We start from the raw sequence: 13,824 nt of genomic DNA, 5'->3' as shown, positions 1-13,824 counted from the left end.
GCTTGTCAACCCTCTGCTGCTCGTCCCAGAAGCCTCTTTGGCCCATACCAGGGATGCAATTAACTATTCAAAGTATAAGTTATTGTCGCCTTCAGGCAAGCCCTGATCGCATTTTTCGAGGTGCCCTTAAGAGAGGCCTTCCTCACCACGACGCTCTACCGCCGTTTTCGAGCTCTGGAGCGCAAGCGACAAATCGATGATACCGCCGTTCTGTTACTCAACGGCGGCCAGTATTTGGCATGCTCGTCATCGTATCTGCTCAGTCGCGATGGGGCACAACGGCTGGTGAATGCCATGCGGGCTCGAGAAGCCACCGGCAAGTTGGTGCCGATCGACATGGCCCTCAGGCAATGGATCCGCAAAGGCACTTTGAGTGCCTCCATCTCACTGCCGTTCTTCAGCACGATCTCGGCCGGCATGCCCAGCTCCATCCAGCACGACCGCGCCGCAGCCGTTCAGCTCAGTCAGAACGCCGATCTGGGCCTGCGCCGGTTGCTATTCCTGCAGCACTGGGATCCAGCGGGAAGCTCCGAGGTTCTGCGGGAGATCAGCGCTCTTCTCGCTGCTGGCCTCACCCCCGACCAGCTCGAAACACTGGTACTAGAAATAATGGAGGCCGGCCGTAGCGAAGGCTGGCTAACTGCCTACTGATCCCGCAGGCAGCGGGCGATGGCCCTGTCCCCCTAGCGCCAATCCACCCCAAGCAACACCTCATTTTCTCGCAGGAGCGCAACCGGGCGCGCAACAACGGTCCCAATCATCCCGATCAACCTGACCGTGATTCAACCCATCCCGCCCATCAGCCGCAGCGGCCCCGGATAGGCCGCCAGACCAGCAACAGCCGACCAAAGGGATCGCGATGCAGGGGCGGCAGTTCCTACCAGCCGCCCTCAAGCAGGGCTCGGCGCAGCACGGCCGGCTCCACCCTGAAATCAGGCCGCCCCAGCGCCTGCATGATCACCAGCTCCCACAGGCTGGCCACACTGAACACCGGCGTATCGAGCAGCAAGCGCATCGCTGGCCTCAGGCGCCTTCAAACAGATCGGCGATCTCGGCGGCGGCCAACAGCCCCAGGCCGGCCTGCCCGTGGGCTCCTTTCACTTGGGCCACGCCCGCCACCATTGCAGCCCCTGCACCCTGAGAGCATCGCCGCGCGCGTTCGCTTTGGCAAGTACTGGCGTACTATGCAGTGAGCGACGAGGGCTCGGCTTGGGTAGGGTTTTGGTCTTCGATATCCAAGGCTGGATCACCCTCGTCATCGGCGGCCTGCTGGCGCTGATCACTCTCTTCTCGTCCTACAGCCATGCCTCAATCCCCTTCATCGGCACCGTTGAGCTCAATCAGCAAATCGGAGTACTACTCCTCTTTGCCCTGGTTCCGACGTTGGTTGGCGATGTTGAACTGGCGACCCGTCGTCGACTACGAGCTGAGAGAGATCGCGTTCGATCGGAGAGAGATCGAATACAAGCAGAGAATGCAGCAGCTGCAGAAAGAGAGCGAGCAGCTGAAGATCGAAGACGAGCAGCGCTCGATCGCACACGAGCAGAGGATGGGGCAGCTCAAGAGCGAGATCGCGCAGCTCAACGAGCTCAACTCCAAGCTCGATGCACTCTTGTCCAGCTCCAGCACCAGCTCGACCCCACCCCTGAGCACACCCAACAACTCCGAGGCTTGATCGCCTTCCTGCTCGAGTACCGGCCGTTCGCCTGAGGGGTGCAGATCGTATGGGTGCCTCCGGCTTGTGATCAGCCGCAGGCCATCGAGCAAGTCCCAGCGCCGCAGGCAGCCATTAGGGCGTGCCCATCGCTGGCCTCAGGCGCCTTCAAACAAATCGGCGATCTCGGCGGCGGCCAGCTGATCAAAGTCGTCGGGCACCTGGCACTGGCCGGCCAGCAGGCCCAGGCGCCGCAGCGGTGCCGCAGCAGCACCTGCTTCGTTGAGGGAGGTGAAGCGCACCATGGGCCGGCCGGCCTTGCAGATCACAAACGGTTCCCCTGCTGCTGCCTCCTCCACCAGCCGCGAGAGGTGGGTTTGGGCCTCCTGCATGTTCACCTGCCGCATGACCTAAGAATCCAGAACGCCGTTTGAGCCCGCACGGAAACCGTTTCACAAACCCAAACCCGCAAAACGCAAACACTCAAAACAACACCCACCCCAGCTGCCGATGTCAGCGCAGCCCAGCCAGCAGCCACGCCTCAACCCGCTCCGCCAGCACCTCTCGGGAGGCGTTCGCCTGGGCCCACTGGCGGCAGGCGCGTCGATCGATTGCCCCCACCTGGGCCACCGCCGCCACCAGGCCCCCCACATCATCGGGCTCCACCAGCAGCCCATTCAGCTGCGGCTGCACCAGCTCGCCCGGACCGCCGCGGCGGTAGGCCACCACCGGCACGCCGCAGGCCAGCGCCTCCACCACCACGTTGCCGTAGGCCTCGTTCCACTTGGGGGTGTTCAACAGGGCCCGGCAGCGCCCCAGCTGCTCCTGCAGCTGATCGGTGGGCAGGAAGCCCCGCCACTGCAGGGTGCCGGCCGGCACCGAGGCCTCCACTGCCGCCGCATAGACAGGATCCTCGACCAGGCCCCACACCGCCAGGGGCAAGCCCAGCTGGGCCGCCGCGGCCGCCGCATCCTCCAGCCCCTTTTCCGGCGCCACCCGCCCAGCCCAGCCCAGCAGCGGCTCCGGCTCGGCGCAAAACCCATAGGCCGCCAGATCAAAGCCATTGCCCAACACCACCGGCGCCTGGGGCAGGTTGAAATCCGCTGCCTGAACGGCGCTGTGGAAGGCCAGCCGCCGCTGGTCCCAGAGGGCCACATCGGCGATCACCCCATCCATGGCCTCCCCCACCGAGCCCATGCTGACCAGATGGAATATCGGCAGCGGCGCCGAGGGGGTCAACCAGAAGGGCAGCCAGTCGTAGGCCAGGTTGAGCACCAGCTCAAAGCCCGCCGCCGGGCCCTCCAGGAGCACCCGCCGCCAAAAGCGCGGCAGCAGCCCATCGGCCAGCATCGTGATCGGGGCGCTGCGCTCCTGGTGCTGGGCACTGGGCTGGGATCGGCCAGTGCAGGTCCACAGGGTTGCGGCGGCGCAGGCTGGCGGCAGCACCGACCCCCCAGCCGCCAGCACCGTTACCGCGTGGCCCCGCTCCAGCAGGCCCGCCACCAGGGTGGTGGCAGTCAGTTCCACCCCACCGCCACAGCCACTGCCCAGGGCCCCCAAGGGGGTGCTCACCACCAGAATCTTCATCAGACCTGCTGCTCCATCGAACCGCCCTGCCAGAGCTGCTTGCGGCGGCTGATCAGCAGCACCGATACCAGGGCCAGCAGCGCCCCGAGCCACTGCAGCGGCCGCAACTGCTCATCGAGCCACCACACACCACAGAGCAGGGCAAACACCGGCGTTAAAAAAGTGAGCGCCGTGAAACCGGTGAGGTCGCCGCTGTTGGCAAACCAGAAGAAGAGCCCGTAGGCCAGGGCACTGCCGAACACGGTGGCGTAGGCCATCAGGCCCCACTCCGCCTGACTCCAGGCGGGCAGGGGGGAGCCGGCCAGGCCAACGCCGCCCAACAGGGGCAGTCCGCCAATCAGCATGTGCCAGCCGGTGATCGCCACCGGATCACTCTGGCGGCTGGCGTAGCGGCTCAGCACCGTGCCGATGGCCATCGCCGCCGCCGCCGCCAACATCCAGAGTTCCCCGTGGCTCCAGGCTTGCTCCCCCAGGGCGGCTGGACCCTCCAGCCACCAATGGCGCAGCACCGGCGCCGGCAAACCCAAACAGAGGATGCCAAGCAACCCGAGCAGCAGGCCCACCCAGCCCACCGGATTGATCGCCTCGCCAAACAGACTGCGGGCCAGCAGGGCCACCAGCAGGGGCTGGGAGTCGATCAAAACCGAGCCCAAACCGGCCCCGGTCTGGCCCAGGCCCCTGGCCAGCAGGCCCTGGAACAGGCTGCCATCGACCAGGGCGAAGAGCAGCAGCCAGGGCCAATCGCTGGCGGCTACCCGCAGGGAGCGGCCCAGCAGCATTGCCGCCACCAGCACCAGGCCACCTGCGGGCAGCAACCTCAAACTGGCCACCTGCAGGGGAGTGCCCCCCTCCAGCAGGGGACGCATTGCCGCCATCGCCGTGCCCCAGAGGGCAAAGGGCAGCAACATCAGGGGCCATCGCAGGGCCTGGGGCATGGCGCTTGATGGCCGGTGGGGGCATTCTTTTTAAGATCCAACCACTTCACCGCAACCCAATGCCCTGGCCCTGGCGTCGCAAGACCCGTCGCACCCTGGCGCGCATCGCCATCGAGGGTCCCATCGCCGGCGCCACCCGCACCCGGGTGCTCAAGGCCATCCACCAGGTGGAGCAGCGCGAATGCCCCGCCCTGCTGCTGCGCATCGACAGCCCGGGCGGCACCGTGGGCGACAGCCAGGAAATTCACAGCTCCCTGCTACGCCTGCGGGAGAAGGGATGCAGGGTTGTCGCCAGCTTCGGCAATATCTCCGCATCCGGCGGGGTCTACATCGGCGTCGCGGCCGAGAAGATCATTGCCAACCCGGGCACGATCACCGGCTCCATCGGCGTGATCCTGCGCGGCAACAATCTCTCCAAGTTGCTCAAGCGTGTGGGGGTGAGCTTTGAAACCGTCAAAAGCGGCCTCTACAAGGACATCCTCTCCCCCGATCGCGCCCTCACCGAAGGGGAAAGGGAGCTGTTGCAAGGCCTGATCGACTCAAGCTACGACCAGTTTGTCGAGGCGGTGGCCACGGGTCGGGGGCTGGACCAGAAGCAGGTGCGGGCCTTCGCCGATGGCCGGGTGTTCAGCGGTGCCCAGGCCAAGGAACATGGCCTGGTCGATGGCCTGGGCGATGAGGAGACGGCCCGGCGGCTGGCCGCCGAGCTGGCCGACCTCGACCCAGAAAAAACCCGAACGATCACCTTTGGCAGCCCGCCGAAACGCTTCGCCGGGCTGCTGCCCGGCCGCAGTCAGCTGCGGGGACTGGGCCAGGCCCTCAGCCTCGAACTCGCCTGGAACGGCCAACCGCTGTGGCTCTACCGGCCATGACCCAGTCCCCTGTGCTGCGCGCCCTGCGCGGGGCCACCACCGCCGACGCCAACACCGCCGCGGCGATCGAAGCTGCCGTGGCCGAACTGGTGCAGGCCCTGGTGGCGCGCAATGGCCTGGGGGCGGAGCAGCTGGTATCGGTCACCTTTTCGGTGACCGGCGATCTCGATGCCTGCTTCCCGGCCGCCATCGCCCGACGCCAGCCAGGCTGGGGCCAGGTGGCCCTGCTCGATTGCCAGCAGATGGCCGTAGTGGGTGATCTGCCCCGCTGTATCCGGCTCCTGGCCCATGCCTGGCTCCCCCCCCAGCAGGCGCCGCTCCATCCCTACCTGCGGGCAGCGGCCCAGCTCAGGCCCGACCGGGTCGATCCCTGATCCGGCCGCCACCTGCAGGGCCGACCACCGAGACCAGCGGGCCAGGCCCTGGCTGATGAGAATTGAATTTCTCACCGGTATCTCCCTGATGGGCTTCCCTCCCCTGCGTCGCCTTGTGGCTCCCCTGCCTGCCCTGGTGACAGCCGCAGCCCTGGCCGGGCTGGGAGCCCTGGCCCCTGGCGCGCTGGAGCAACCAGTCCGGGCCCAGGGCACCCCGAGCCTGATGGAGTTCCGCTGGGACAACACCAAGGATTACCGCAAGCTCTACTACTTCATGACCGAGACCCAGCGTCTCAAGCGCTCGGAGTATTACCTGATTCTCAGACCGAAAGACCGCAAAACAGCAATCCTGAAGCTGAGCATCAGCATCCCCAGCTATTTCGACGCCAAGATCGATCCCAAACGGGTCAAGCTCTGCAAGATGAGCGAAGGCGGCATGATGTCGCGCACCAAGTGCCAGGAGACGATCCCGGCCACGATCGAAATTGCTGAAAACGGCAGCGCCATTGAGATCTTCCCCGACACCCCCATTCCGGAGACGGGCACGATTGGGGTTTACATGAACATCTTCAACCCGTTCAACATCGGCATGTATCAGTTCAACGCCCTGGCCCAGGCCCCGGGCGATGTGCCAATTGCCGGCTATCTGGGCAGCTGGCTGATTCAGATCGATCCGCCCAGCAACTGATAGGTTGGCCCTTACGCCCAATACCGACGCGACGAGCGCAGCAACAAGCCAGCCATGACTAAGCGCACCCTGGAAGGAACAAGCCGTAAGCGCAAGCGCGTCTCCGGTTTTCGGGTGCGCATGCGCAGCCACACCGGCCGCCGCGTAATCCGCACCCGGCGCCGCCGCGGCCGCGCCCGGCTGGCTGTTTAGGGCCCTTCCCTTGGCCCTGCCCCAGCGTCACCGGCTCAAGGGGCAGCGTGTGTTTGACCAGGTGTACCAGAGGGGAAGTCGGCACCAGGGTCCAGCAATGGTGCTGCGCATCCTCGATGCCCAGCCCGGCCTGCTCCCCCTTGAGCAACAGCTCCACCCCCCGAGCCCCTGGCGCTGTGGGGTGGTGGTGAGCAGCAAGGTTCACAAGCGGGCCGTGCGGCGTAATCGACTGCGGCGCCTGCTCCACGGCCACCTGCTGGCCCTGTCGATCGGAGCAGGTGGACGCTCCCTCTGGCTGCTGCTCAGCCTCAAACCGGGCAGTGCCGATCTCCCCAACCAGGCCCTGCTGGGAGAATGCAACCAACTTCTGCACCAGGCAGGCCTGACGCCATGAGCCAAGACAGCAGCATGAGCAAAGAAAGCAAGAGCATCCAGGAAACCGTTTTTTACGAGGGTGGGCCGGCCAAGGGGGATCTGGTGTTCAACCTGCTCCTGGGGCTGACGCTGATTGGCATTCCCTTTGCCGTCGGAGCGATCGTGCGGGCCCTGTGGCTGCGCTTCCGCATCACCAGCCGCCGCATCGAAGTGAACGGCGGCTGGCTGGGCCGCGATCGCACCCAGGTGGTGTACAGCCAAATCCGGGAGGTGCGCAGCGTGCCCCGGGGCTTCGGTCTGTGGGGCGACATGGTGCTGGTGCTGAACGACGGCTCCAAGCTGGAGATGCGCTCGGTGCCTGGCTTCCGCGAGCTGGAGACCTACATCGAGGAACGCCGCCAGGCCAAGAGCTCCACACCGAAGGGCATGGCCGCCTAGACCATCAGTCACACTGAGCCCACGCTCCCCCCTACCCCCAGAGCCCCTCTGCCGTGATCGGGTACATCTCCGACAATCTGCTGCTTCCAATCCTCGATTTCTTTTACGGATTGGTGCCCAGCTACGGGCTGGCGATCATTGCCCTGACGGTGGTGATCCGGCTGGCGCTGTTCCCCCTGAGCGCCGGTTCGATCCGCAATGCCCGGCGCATGCGCATTGCCCAGCCCGCCATGCAGAAGCGGCAGGCCGAGATCAAGGCCAAGTACGCCTCCAACCCCCAGAAACAGCAGGAAGAACTGGGCCAGCTGATGAAGGAGTTCGGCAGCCCCCTGGCCGGCTGCCTGCCCCTGGTGGTGCAGATGCCGATCCTGTTTGCCCTGTTCGCCACCCTGCGGGGCTCACCGTTTGCCGATGTGCCCTACACCCTGAACCTCAAGGTGTTGCCCGCTGAGCAGATCGCAGCGGTGGAGCCGAAACCCTTCAACAGCGCCAGCCACTCGATCTTCATCACCGAAACCAGCCACGTGCCCGTCATTGCCAGCCTGGAGGGCGGCACCAAGCTGGGTGTGGGTGATTCGGCCCAGGTGAAGCTGCACACCAAAGAAGGCGAGAGCTTTGACTCCGTGCTCAAGGCCATCGAGCACGGCGACGCCTTCTCCCCCACCTGGAGCGTCAGCAAGGGCGAGGGAGTGGTGAGTGTCTCCAGCGATGGCACCGTCACAGCCCTGGGCACCGGTGACGCCACCGTGGAGGCCAAGATCCCCGGCCTGGCGGCCCGCAGCGGCTTCCTGTTCATCAAGGCCCTGGGTCAGGTGGGCTTCATGACCGACGGAGCCGTCAACTGGGATATCGCGATCCTGGTGGCCGGATTCGGCGCCAGCCTGTTTGCCTCCCAGATCCTCTCTGGCATGGGCATGCCGGCCAACCCCCAGCAGTCCACGGCCAACAAGATCACGCCGGTGATGATCACGGGCATGTTCCTGTTCTTCCCGCTGCCGGCCGGCGTGCTGCTCTACATGGTGGTGGCCAACATCTTCCAGGCCCTGCAGACCTTCCTGCTCAGCCGCGAGGCCCTGCCGGACAACCTGCAGGCGATCCTCGACCAGCAGATGGCCCAGCAACCGGTCACGGTCAGCGCCAGTGGCAGCCGCATGCCCTTCGAGCCCAAGGGCAAGAAATAACCCACCCTCCTGAGCCCTTGCCCGACCAATCCGAGCCCGATCCCCTGCGCCCGCTTCCCCTTCAGGAGCTGCAGCACCTGGATGGGGGCCGCCACTGGCAGATCGGCCAGCCGATCGCCGGGCTGGCCACACTCACGCCGGTGCGGGGCGAACTGCAGGCCACCCACCGGGGCAATGTGCTGGAGGTCAGGGGCAGGGCCGAAGCGATCGTGACCCTCTGCTGCGACCGCTGCCTTCAGCACTTCAACTTGACCCTGAGCGCCGCCAGCACCGAGCTGGTCTTGATCGGCGCGGCAGAGAGCGATGACGGCCAGCTGGTGGAAAGGCTCGATCCGAGGGGCAGCTTCGATCCGGAGCACTGGATCTTCGAGCAGCTGAGCTTGCAACTGCCGATCGTCAATCACTGCGGCAGCCACTGCCCGGGCCCTGCCACCTGGAGCAGCGCCAGCTCCGGCATCGACCCCCGCTGGCAGGTACTGCAGAACCTGACCCCCTAGGCGAGCCGCCGTGACCGACAGCTGGGGCGACCAACTCGATCTCCTGATCCGCGCCCGCACGCCGATTCTCTGGATTCGCAGCCTGGAGGAGGAGCGGGTTGAAGCCCTGCTAGAGCAGGCAGCCCAACGGCTGGGCGGCCGCACCCTGCTCCGCTGGGACTTCATCGAGGGCCTCGGCGGCGCCCCCAACCGCAGCGGTGAGGCCGCCCGCAACCCGATGGCTGCCCTGGCCTGCCTCGATCCGCTGCCGCCCGAGCAGGCGGCCATGTTGGTGCTGCGCGATTTTCACCGCTACTGCGAAGATGCCGGCGTCTGCAGGCGTCTGCGCAACCTGGCGGCCAGCCTGCGCCAGGCACCCCGCACCCTGGTGATTACCGCCCCCGACTGGTCGATCCCAAGGGAGCTCGAGGACAGCATCACCCTGCTGGATCTGCCCCTCCCGGCTGCGGAGGAGATCCGAACCCTGCTGAGCACAATTGCCAATGCCAGTGGCCATCCCCTCAGCCCCGGGGTGGCCGAACAGCTCACCGCCGCCTGCCACGGCCTCAGTGAGCAGCGGGTGCGCCAGCTGGCCGCCCGGGCCCTGGCCCGGCGCGGCCAGCTCGGGGAGGAGGATCTGGCCGAGGTGCTGGAGGAGAAACGTCAGGCGATCGCCAAGAGCGAGCTGCTGGAGTACTGCCCCAGCGAGGCCAGCCCCGCCGACATCGGAGGGCTCGAGGCCCTCAAGCACTGGCTGGAGCAGCGCCACATGGCCTTCAGCGAAGAGGCGATGCGCTATGGCCTGCCCCTGCCCCGCGGCGTGCTTCTGGTGGGTCCCCAGGGCACGGGCAAATCGCTCACGGCCAAGGCGGTCGCCCACAGCTGGAGCATGCCCCTGCTGCGCCTGGATGTGGGCCGGCTGTTTGCCGGCTTGGTAGGGGCCTCCGAGGCCCGCACCCGCGACATGATCCAGCGGGCAGAGGCCATGGCGCCCTGCGTGCTCTGGATCGATGAGATCGACAAGGGGTTTGGGGGCGACTCCCGCAGCGATGGCGGCACCAGCCAGCGGGTACTGGGCACGGTGCTCACCTGGATGGCGGAGAAAACCAGCGCTGTCTTCGTGGTGGCCACGGCCAACGGGGTCGACAAGCTGCCCGCCGAGCTGCTGCGCAAGGGCCGCTTCGACGAGATCTTCCTGCTGGACCTACCCAGCGCCGAGGAACGCCGGGCGATTCTCGATCTGCAGCTGGGGCGCCGGCGACCCAGCCACACCATCCCGCTGGATGTGCTGGTAGACCGCACGGGCGGCTTTTCCGGCGCCGAACTCGAGCAGACGGTGATCGAGGCCATGCACCTGGCCTTCGCCGAGCACCGGGAATTCGGCGAGGCCGACCTGATCGCCGCCGCCAGCCAGGTGGTTCCACTCTCGCGCACCGCCCGGGAACAGCTGGAGGCCCTGCAGAGTTGGGCCAGGGGCGGCAGGGCCAGGCTGGCCAGCGCGCCGAGTTGATGTCGGGGAGTAACGAACTTAGACGGCAGGTAACAAGGCTTGCCCCCAGGCCTACTCAGCCCAAGTTCATACCCCTACGGTCTGGTCCATACGCCCCCTCCGCCATGACCCCGACCCCCCACAGCCGTCCGGAAATGGTCAACCAGCTGGCCGTTGCCTGCCTGGGCGCCGGGGTTGTGACCACGGTGGCGGTGGCCCAGGGGCAGAACCCCCTGACCGCCCTAGCCATCACCCTGTTTTCCGCCCTGGCCGCCGTGATGGTCGGCCAGGTGCTCTGAGCAGATCAGATGCTCTGAGGGATCAGTTGGCTGAGGGATCGGCCATCGCCACGGGGATCCTGGGAACTGGGAAACCGTTGCTGCCCAGGACATCGACAATCATGCGGTTGGTGTCGAAATACACCTGCCAGTAGTTGTCGGTGTGGGTGTACGGACGGACCGCCAGCCGGGGCCCCCGCTCACTGAATTCCAGCACCTCCACATCGCCTCCCATGCCCTCAAATTGATTGGGCACCCGCTTGAGTCCCTCCTTCAGCAAGGCGATGGCGCGGCCCACGTCCGCTGAGTTGTCGAGCTGGGCAACCAGTTCAACCCGGCGGTAGCCGTGGACGGAATAGTTCTGAATGGTGTCGCCGAACAATTTGCCGTTGGGCACGATGTTGCGCACGTTGTCGGGTGCCAGCAGCGAGGTGACGAACATGCCGATTTCCTCCACCGTGCCGGTGATCCCGGCAGCGGTGATGAAGTCGCCCACACTGAAGGGTCGGAAAACCTGCAGGAACACCCCGGCGGCGAAATTGCCGAGCATGCCGCTCCAGGCCGCCCCAACCGCCACGCCGGCGCCGGCGAGCAGGGCCGCGAAGCTGGCTGTCTGGATGCCGAAGAAGCCCAAAATGGCCACCACTAGAATCACCCGCAGCACGGCTGCGAGGATGTTGATCAGATAGGCGACGACAGTGGCATCAAGGGTGCTTTGGCGCAAACTTTTGCGCATAATGCGCATTGCCATCTGAATCAGCCAGCCACCGGCAATCCAGAGGGCAACGGCCCCTACCAGCTTGAGCACAAAAGGCACAATCGTGCTCGCCAAGAGCAAGGAGAAATCTGGGATCGGCATTAATTCGAAGCAAACAACCATTAAATCCAGCTGGCTTCCACCCAGCAGTCAATGCGAATTTAGAAATTGACAAACAAGGATTCAAAAAGTCAGGATATAAACACAGGCCCCGAACTGCCGGCTGATTTCCGCGCCCAGCTGCCCGCCCTGGCCAACAAGACCTACTTCAACTACGGCGGCCAGGGACCCCTGCCGAGCTCCTCCCTCGAGGCGATCACGGCCGCCTGGCGCACCATCCAGGAGCTGGGCCCATTTTCCGGCGCCGTCTGGCCGTTTGTCGAACAGACCACCAGCCAGCTGCGCCAGCACCTGGCCGGCTGGTTTGGCGTGCCGTCGCACCGGCTGGCCTTCAGCGAAAACGTAACCAGTGGCTGCGTACTGCCGCTGTGGGGCCTGCCCTGGCAGGCCGGCGACGAACTCCTGATCAGCGACTGCGAGCACCCGGGAGTGGTGGCCGCCTGCCGCGAACTGGCCTACCGCCAAGGGCTTGTGCTCACCACCTTGCCGGTAGCGGATCTGCGCGGCACTGCCGCTGACACAAACGAGCAGGTGCTGCAGCGATTGGATCGCCAGCTCAGCCACGCCACCCGATTGGTTGTGCTTTCACACCTGCTCTGGAATACGGGCCAGGTGATGCCGATTGCAGCGGTGGCAAGCTTGCTCAGCTCTCACCCCAAGCATCCCTGGCTGCTGGTGGACGGGGCCCAATCCCTTGGGGCCATTCCAATCGAAGCCGCCGCAGCGGCCGCTGACATCTACGGCTGCACCGGCCATAAGTGGTGTTGTGGGCCCGAGGGACTGGGAGCAGTAGCCCTGTCGGAGCGGGTGGTGCGCGAGGCCAGACCCACCCTGATCGGCTGGCGCAGCCTTAGCCACGCAGCCAGCGGCCAGAGCGAATTTCACACCGACAGCCGGCGCTTTGAAGTGGCCACCTCCTGCATACCCCTTTGCGCTGGGCTGGAGCAATCCCTGCACCTGCTGGAGGCGCAAGGCACAGCCGAAGAGCGCCTGGCCCTGATTCAGCGGCGCAGCGGCTATCTCTGGCAAGGACTGCAGGCCAACCCCCGGGCCCGCACCCTGTTGGAGCTGCCGCCACCAGCGGGGCTGGTGAGCTTTGAGTTCAGCGGCGAAAATCCAGAAAGGGTGGTGAAGCGCCTGGGTGAACAGGGCATCTGGCTGCGCAGCCTCGACGATCCCCATTGTCTGCGGGCCTGCACCCACATCACCAGCACCGAAGCTGAGATCGACCAGCTGCTTGCAGCTTTGCAAGCGCTCTGAGTTGCTCCCGTCTCCAAACAAAAAAAGGGGCTTACGCCCCTTATGGGAACCTCGAAAAAATCAAGAATTTCACACCTACAGAAGCTTACGAAAAAACGCCTTCCGGCGCCAAAGGGTCTAATAAATTGTACATCAAAATGACTGAATTGACCCAAGCGGCTTCGTACTAATTATTACTCATGCGAGCGCAAGCCCACGATCCGCTCTTAGAAGATATCGCAGGAAGTTGAATGTCAGGTTCTTGAGACCCCACCATGCTTTGTTTCTCTCAAGCCCAATCTTTCTAGTCATCTTGCCACCCATAGACATGGTCATGCAGCCAAAAACATGTTCCACACAAGCTCTTATTGCTGATTTAATACGGTTACGCTCTTTGGCCGCGTCGCTTAGCGGGTGATTGCGGCTGCCTTTTTCGTGAATGCAACTTTCAAAACCGCCAAGATTCAGTAGGTTTTCAAAGCACTCGCCTGCATAGGCAGAATCTGCCCAAACATAATCATCTGTGTTCTCAGGATCAAGAAGCATTGGCAGCATCTGACTGTCGTGGATATTGGCCGGTGTCACGGCATAGCGCCTGATAAATCCATGTTCCACGTCGATACAGATATTGTTCTTGTAGCCGTAGTGATTGATGCCGTTCTTTTTAACCCATCGCGCATCCAAGTCCTTCTGCTGCAATCGGTCTGGGTTTTTGTCCCAACCTTCAGGCATGCGATTCTCTTTGATCTCCTTGTTGTCTTCTCTGCTATTTCGCTGCCTTGGAACTGGTACCAGCGTTGCATCAATGATCTGACCGCCACGGGCTTCGAGACCTTGGGACCGAAGATATGACTCAAACTTTTCAAATAGCTCTTCGATCACTCCGGCCTTGCGAAGCCTTTCTCGAAAAAAGGCGAGAGTAGTAGCATCGGGAATATCGTTCATTACGCCTAAGCCAACAAACTCTTCAAAAGAACGGCGATCATTTACCTGGAATTCAGTTTCATCATCGCTCAAATTGAAAAGCTGTTGAAGCACCAGCATTTTGAAGAGGATCAGCGGATCAATTCTCCGCCGACCAGCATTGCTTTTGCGCTCTTGCGCATAACCTTTTTCGAGCAGTGGGCGAAATGATTCCCAAGGAATCGATTCGGAGAGTCGCTCAAGAA

General features: G+C 64.2%; 19 protein-coding genes. 13 read left to right on the top strand and 6 right to left on the bottom strand.

Features of this window, described 5'->3' with window-relative positions:
- Nucleotides 1-120 precede the first annotated feature (120 nt).
- A complete protein-coding gene (locus KBZ07_RS07920; protein ID WP_254931100.1) occupies nt 121-651 on the top strand; it encodes a hypothetical protein in 531 nt (176 codons plus the stop codon).
- Nucleotides 652-877: 226 nt separating this feature from the next.
- On the opposite strand, the gene KBZ07_RS07915 is transcribed toward KBZ07_RS07920, so the two are convergent.
- Nucleotides 878-1,015, bottom strand: coding sequence for a hypothetical protein (locus tag KBZ07_RS07915; RefSeq protein WP_254931099.1), 138 nt, complete (start codon nt 1,013-1,015; stop codon nt 878-880).
- A gap of 288 nt (nt 1,016-1,303) precedes the next feature.
- On the opposite strand from KBZ07_RS07915, the gene KBZ07_RS07910 reads away from it, so the two are divergent.
- A complete protein-coding gene (locus KBZ07_RS07910; RefSeq protein WP_254931098.1) occupies nt 1,304-1,675 on the top strand; it encodes a hypothetical protein in 372 nt (123 codons plus the stop codon).
- Nucleotides 1,676-1,812: 137 nt separating this feature from the next.
- On the opposite strand, the gene KBZ07_RS07905 is transcribed toward KBZ07_RS07910, so the two are convergent.
- The 3 genes from KBZ07_RS07905 to KBZ07_RS07895 all read right to left on the bottom strand — a co-directional run bounded on the left by KBZ07_RS07905 (nt 1,813) and on the right by KBZ07_RS07895 (nt 4,176).
- Nucleotides 1,813-2,061 (bottom strand): type II toxin-antitoxin system Phd/YefM family antitoxin, encoded by a 249-nt coding sequence (locus KBZ07_RS07905; protein ID WP_254931097.1) that lies wholly within the window; start codon nt 2,059-2,061, stop codon nt 1,813-1,815.
- Nucleotides 2,062-2,167: 106 nt separating this feature from the next.
- Nucleotides 2,168-3,241 carry a glycosyltransferase family 4 protein gene (locus KBZ07_RS07900; protein WP_254931096.1) on the bottom strand — a complete coding sequence of 358 codons (1,074 nt, stop codon included), beginning with the start codon at nt 3,239-3,241 and terminating at the stop codon, nt 2,168-2,170.
- Nucleotides 3,241-4,176 (bottom strand): DMT family transporter, encoded by a 936-nt coding sequence (locus KBZ07_RS07895; protein ID WP_254931095.1) that lies wholly within the window; start codon nt 4,174-4,176, stop codon nt 3,241-3,243. Before KBZ07_RS07895 ends, KBZ07_RS07900 begins: the two co-directional genes overlap by 1 nt.
- 59 nt (nt 4,177-4,235) lie before the next feature.
- Between KBZ07_RS07895 and sppA the strand changes: the two genes are divergently transcribed.
- From sppA to KBZ07_RS07845, 10 genes are all read left to right on the top strand, one after another.
- Nucleotides 4,236-5,048, top strand: a complete 813-nt coding sequence (gene sppA / locus KBZ07_RS07890) for a signal peptide peptidase SppA (RefSeq protein ID WP_254931094.1) — start codon at nt 4,236-4,238, stop codon at nt 5,046-5,048.
- On the top strand, nt 5,045-5,422 hold the full coding sequence (aroH, locus tag KBZ07_RS07885; RefSeq protein WP_254931093.1) for a chorismate mutase: 378 nt from the start codon (nt 5,045-5,047) through the stop codon (nt 5,420-5,422). The genes sppA and aroH overlap by 4 nt, the downstream gene beginning before the upstream one ends.
- Before the next feature lie 55 nt (nt 5,423-5,477).
- Complete coding sequence (locus KBZ07_RS07880; RefSeq protein ID WP_254931092.1) at nt 5,478-6,110, top strand: DUF2808 domain-containing protein; 633 nt, start codon at nt 5,478-5,480, stop codon at nt 6,108-6,110.
- A 54-nt stretch (nt 6,111-6,164) separates the two neighbouring features.
- Nucleotides 6,165-6,302 carry a 50S ribosomal protein L34 gene (rpmH, locus tag KBZ07_RS07875; protein WP_006170261.1) on the top strand — a complete coding sequence of 46 codons (138 nt, stop codon included), beginning with the start codon at nt 6,165-6,167 and terminating at the stop codon, nt 6,300-6,302.
- Between the two features lie 10 nt (nt 6,303-6,312).
- Entirely contained in the window at nt 6,313-6,696 is a 384-nt protein-coding gene (gene rnpA, locus KBZ07_RS07870) for a ribonuclease P protein component (RefSeq protein WP_254931091.1), read from the top strand.
- Nucleotides 6,693-7,115, top strand: coding sequence for a PH domain-containing protein (locus KBZ07_RS07865; protein WP_254931090.1), 423 nt, complete (start codon nt 6,693-6,695; stop codon nt 7,113-7,115). The genes rnpA and KBZ07_RS07865 overlap by 4 nt, the downstream gene beginning before the upstream one ends.
- A gap of 53 nt (nt 7,116-7,168) precedes the next feature.
- On the top strand, nt 7,169-8,296 hold the full coding sequence (gene yidC / locus KBZ07_RS07860) for a membrane protein insertase YidC (RefSeq protein ID WP_254931089.1): 1,128 nt from the start codon (nt 7,169-7,171) through the stop codon (nt 8,294-8,296).
- A gap of 17 nt (nt 8,297-8,313) precedes the next feature.
- Nucleotides 8,314-8,793 carry a DUF177 domain-containing protein gene (locus KBZ07_RS07855; RefSeq protein WP_254931088.1) on the top strand — a complete coding sequence of 160 codons (480 nt, stop codon included), beginning with the start codon at nt 8,314-8,316 and terminating at the stop codon, nt 8,791-8,793.
- Between the two features lie 10 nt (nt 8,794-8,803).
- Nucleotides 8,804-10,282, top strand: coding sequence for an AAA family ATPase (locus tag KBZ07_RS07850; RefSeq protein WP_254931087.1), 1,479 nt, complete (start codon nt 8,804-8,806; stop codon nt 10,280-10,282).
- Nucleotides 10,283-10,386: 104 nt separating this feature from the next.
- Complete coding sequence (locus tag KBZ07_RS07845) at nt 10,387-10,560, top strand: hypothetical protein (RefSeq protein WP_197148305.1); 174 nt, start codon at nt 10,387-10,389, stop codon at nt 10,558-10,560.
- A gap of 22 nt (nt 10,561-10,582) precedes the next feature.
- Here the strand turns inward: KBZ07_RS07845 and KBZ07_RS07840 are convergent, their stop codons facing one another.
- Entirely contained in the window at nt 10,583-11,371 is a 789-nt protein-coding gene (locus tag KBZ07_RS07840) for a mechanosensitive ion channel family protein (protein WP_254931086.1), read from the bottom strand.
- 165 nt (nt 11,372-11,536) lie between these two features.
- On the opposite strand from KBZ07_RS07840, the gene KBZ07_RS07835 reads away from it, so the two are divergent.
- On the top strand, nt 11,537-12,676 hold the full coding sequence (locus KBZ07_RS07835; RefSeq protein WP_254931101.1) for an aminotransferase class V-fold PLP-dependent enzyme: 1,140 nt from the start codon (nt 11,537-11,539) through the stop codon (nt 12,674-12,676).
- 177 nt (nt 12,677-12,853) lie between these two features.
- Here KBZ07_RS07835 and KBZ07_RS07830 read toward each other — a convergent pair.
- On the bottom strand, nt 12,854-13,824 hold a 971-nt coding region (locus KBZ07_RS07830; protein ID WP_254931085.1), incomplete at its 5' end, for an IS5 family transposase.

The sequence above is a fragment of the Cyanobium sp. BA20m-14 genome (assembly GCF_024346295.1).
This window is presented reverse-complemented; position numbering and strand designations above follow the sequence as displayed.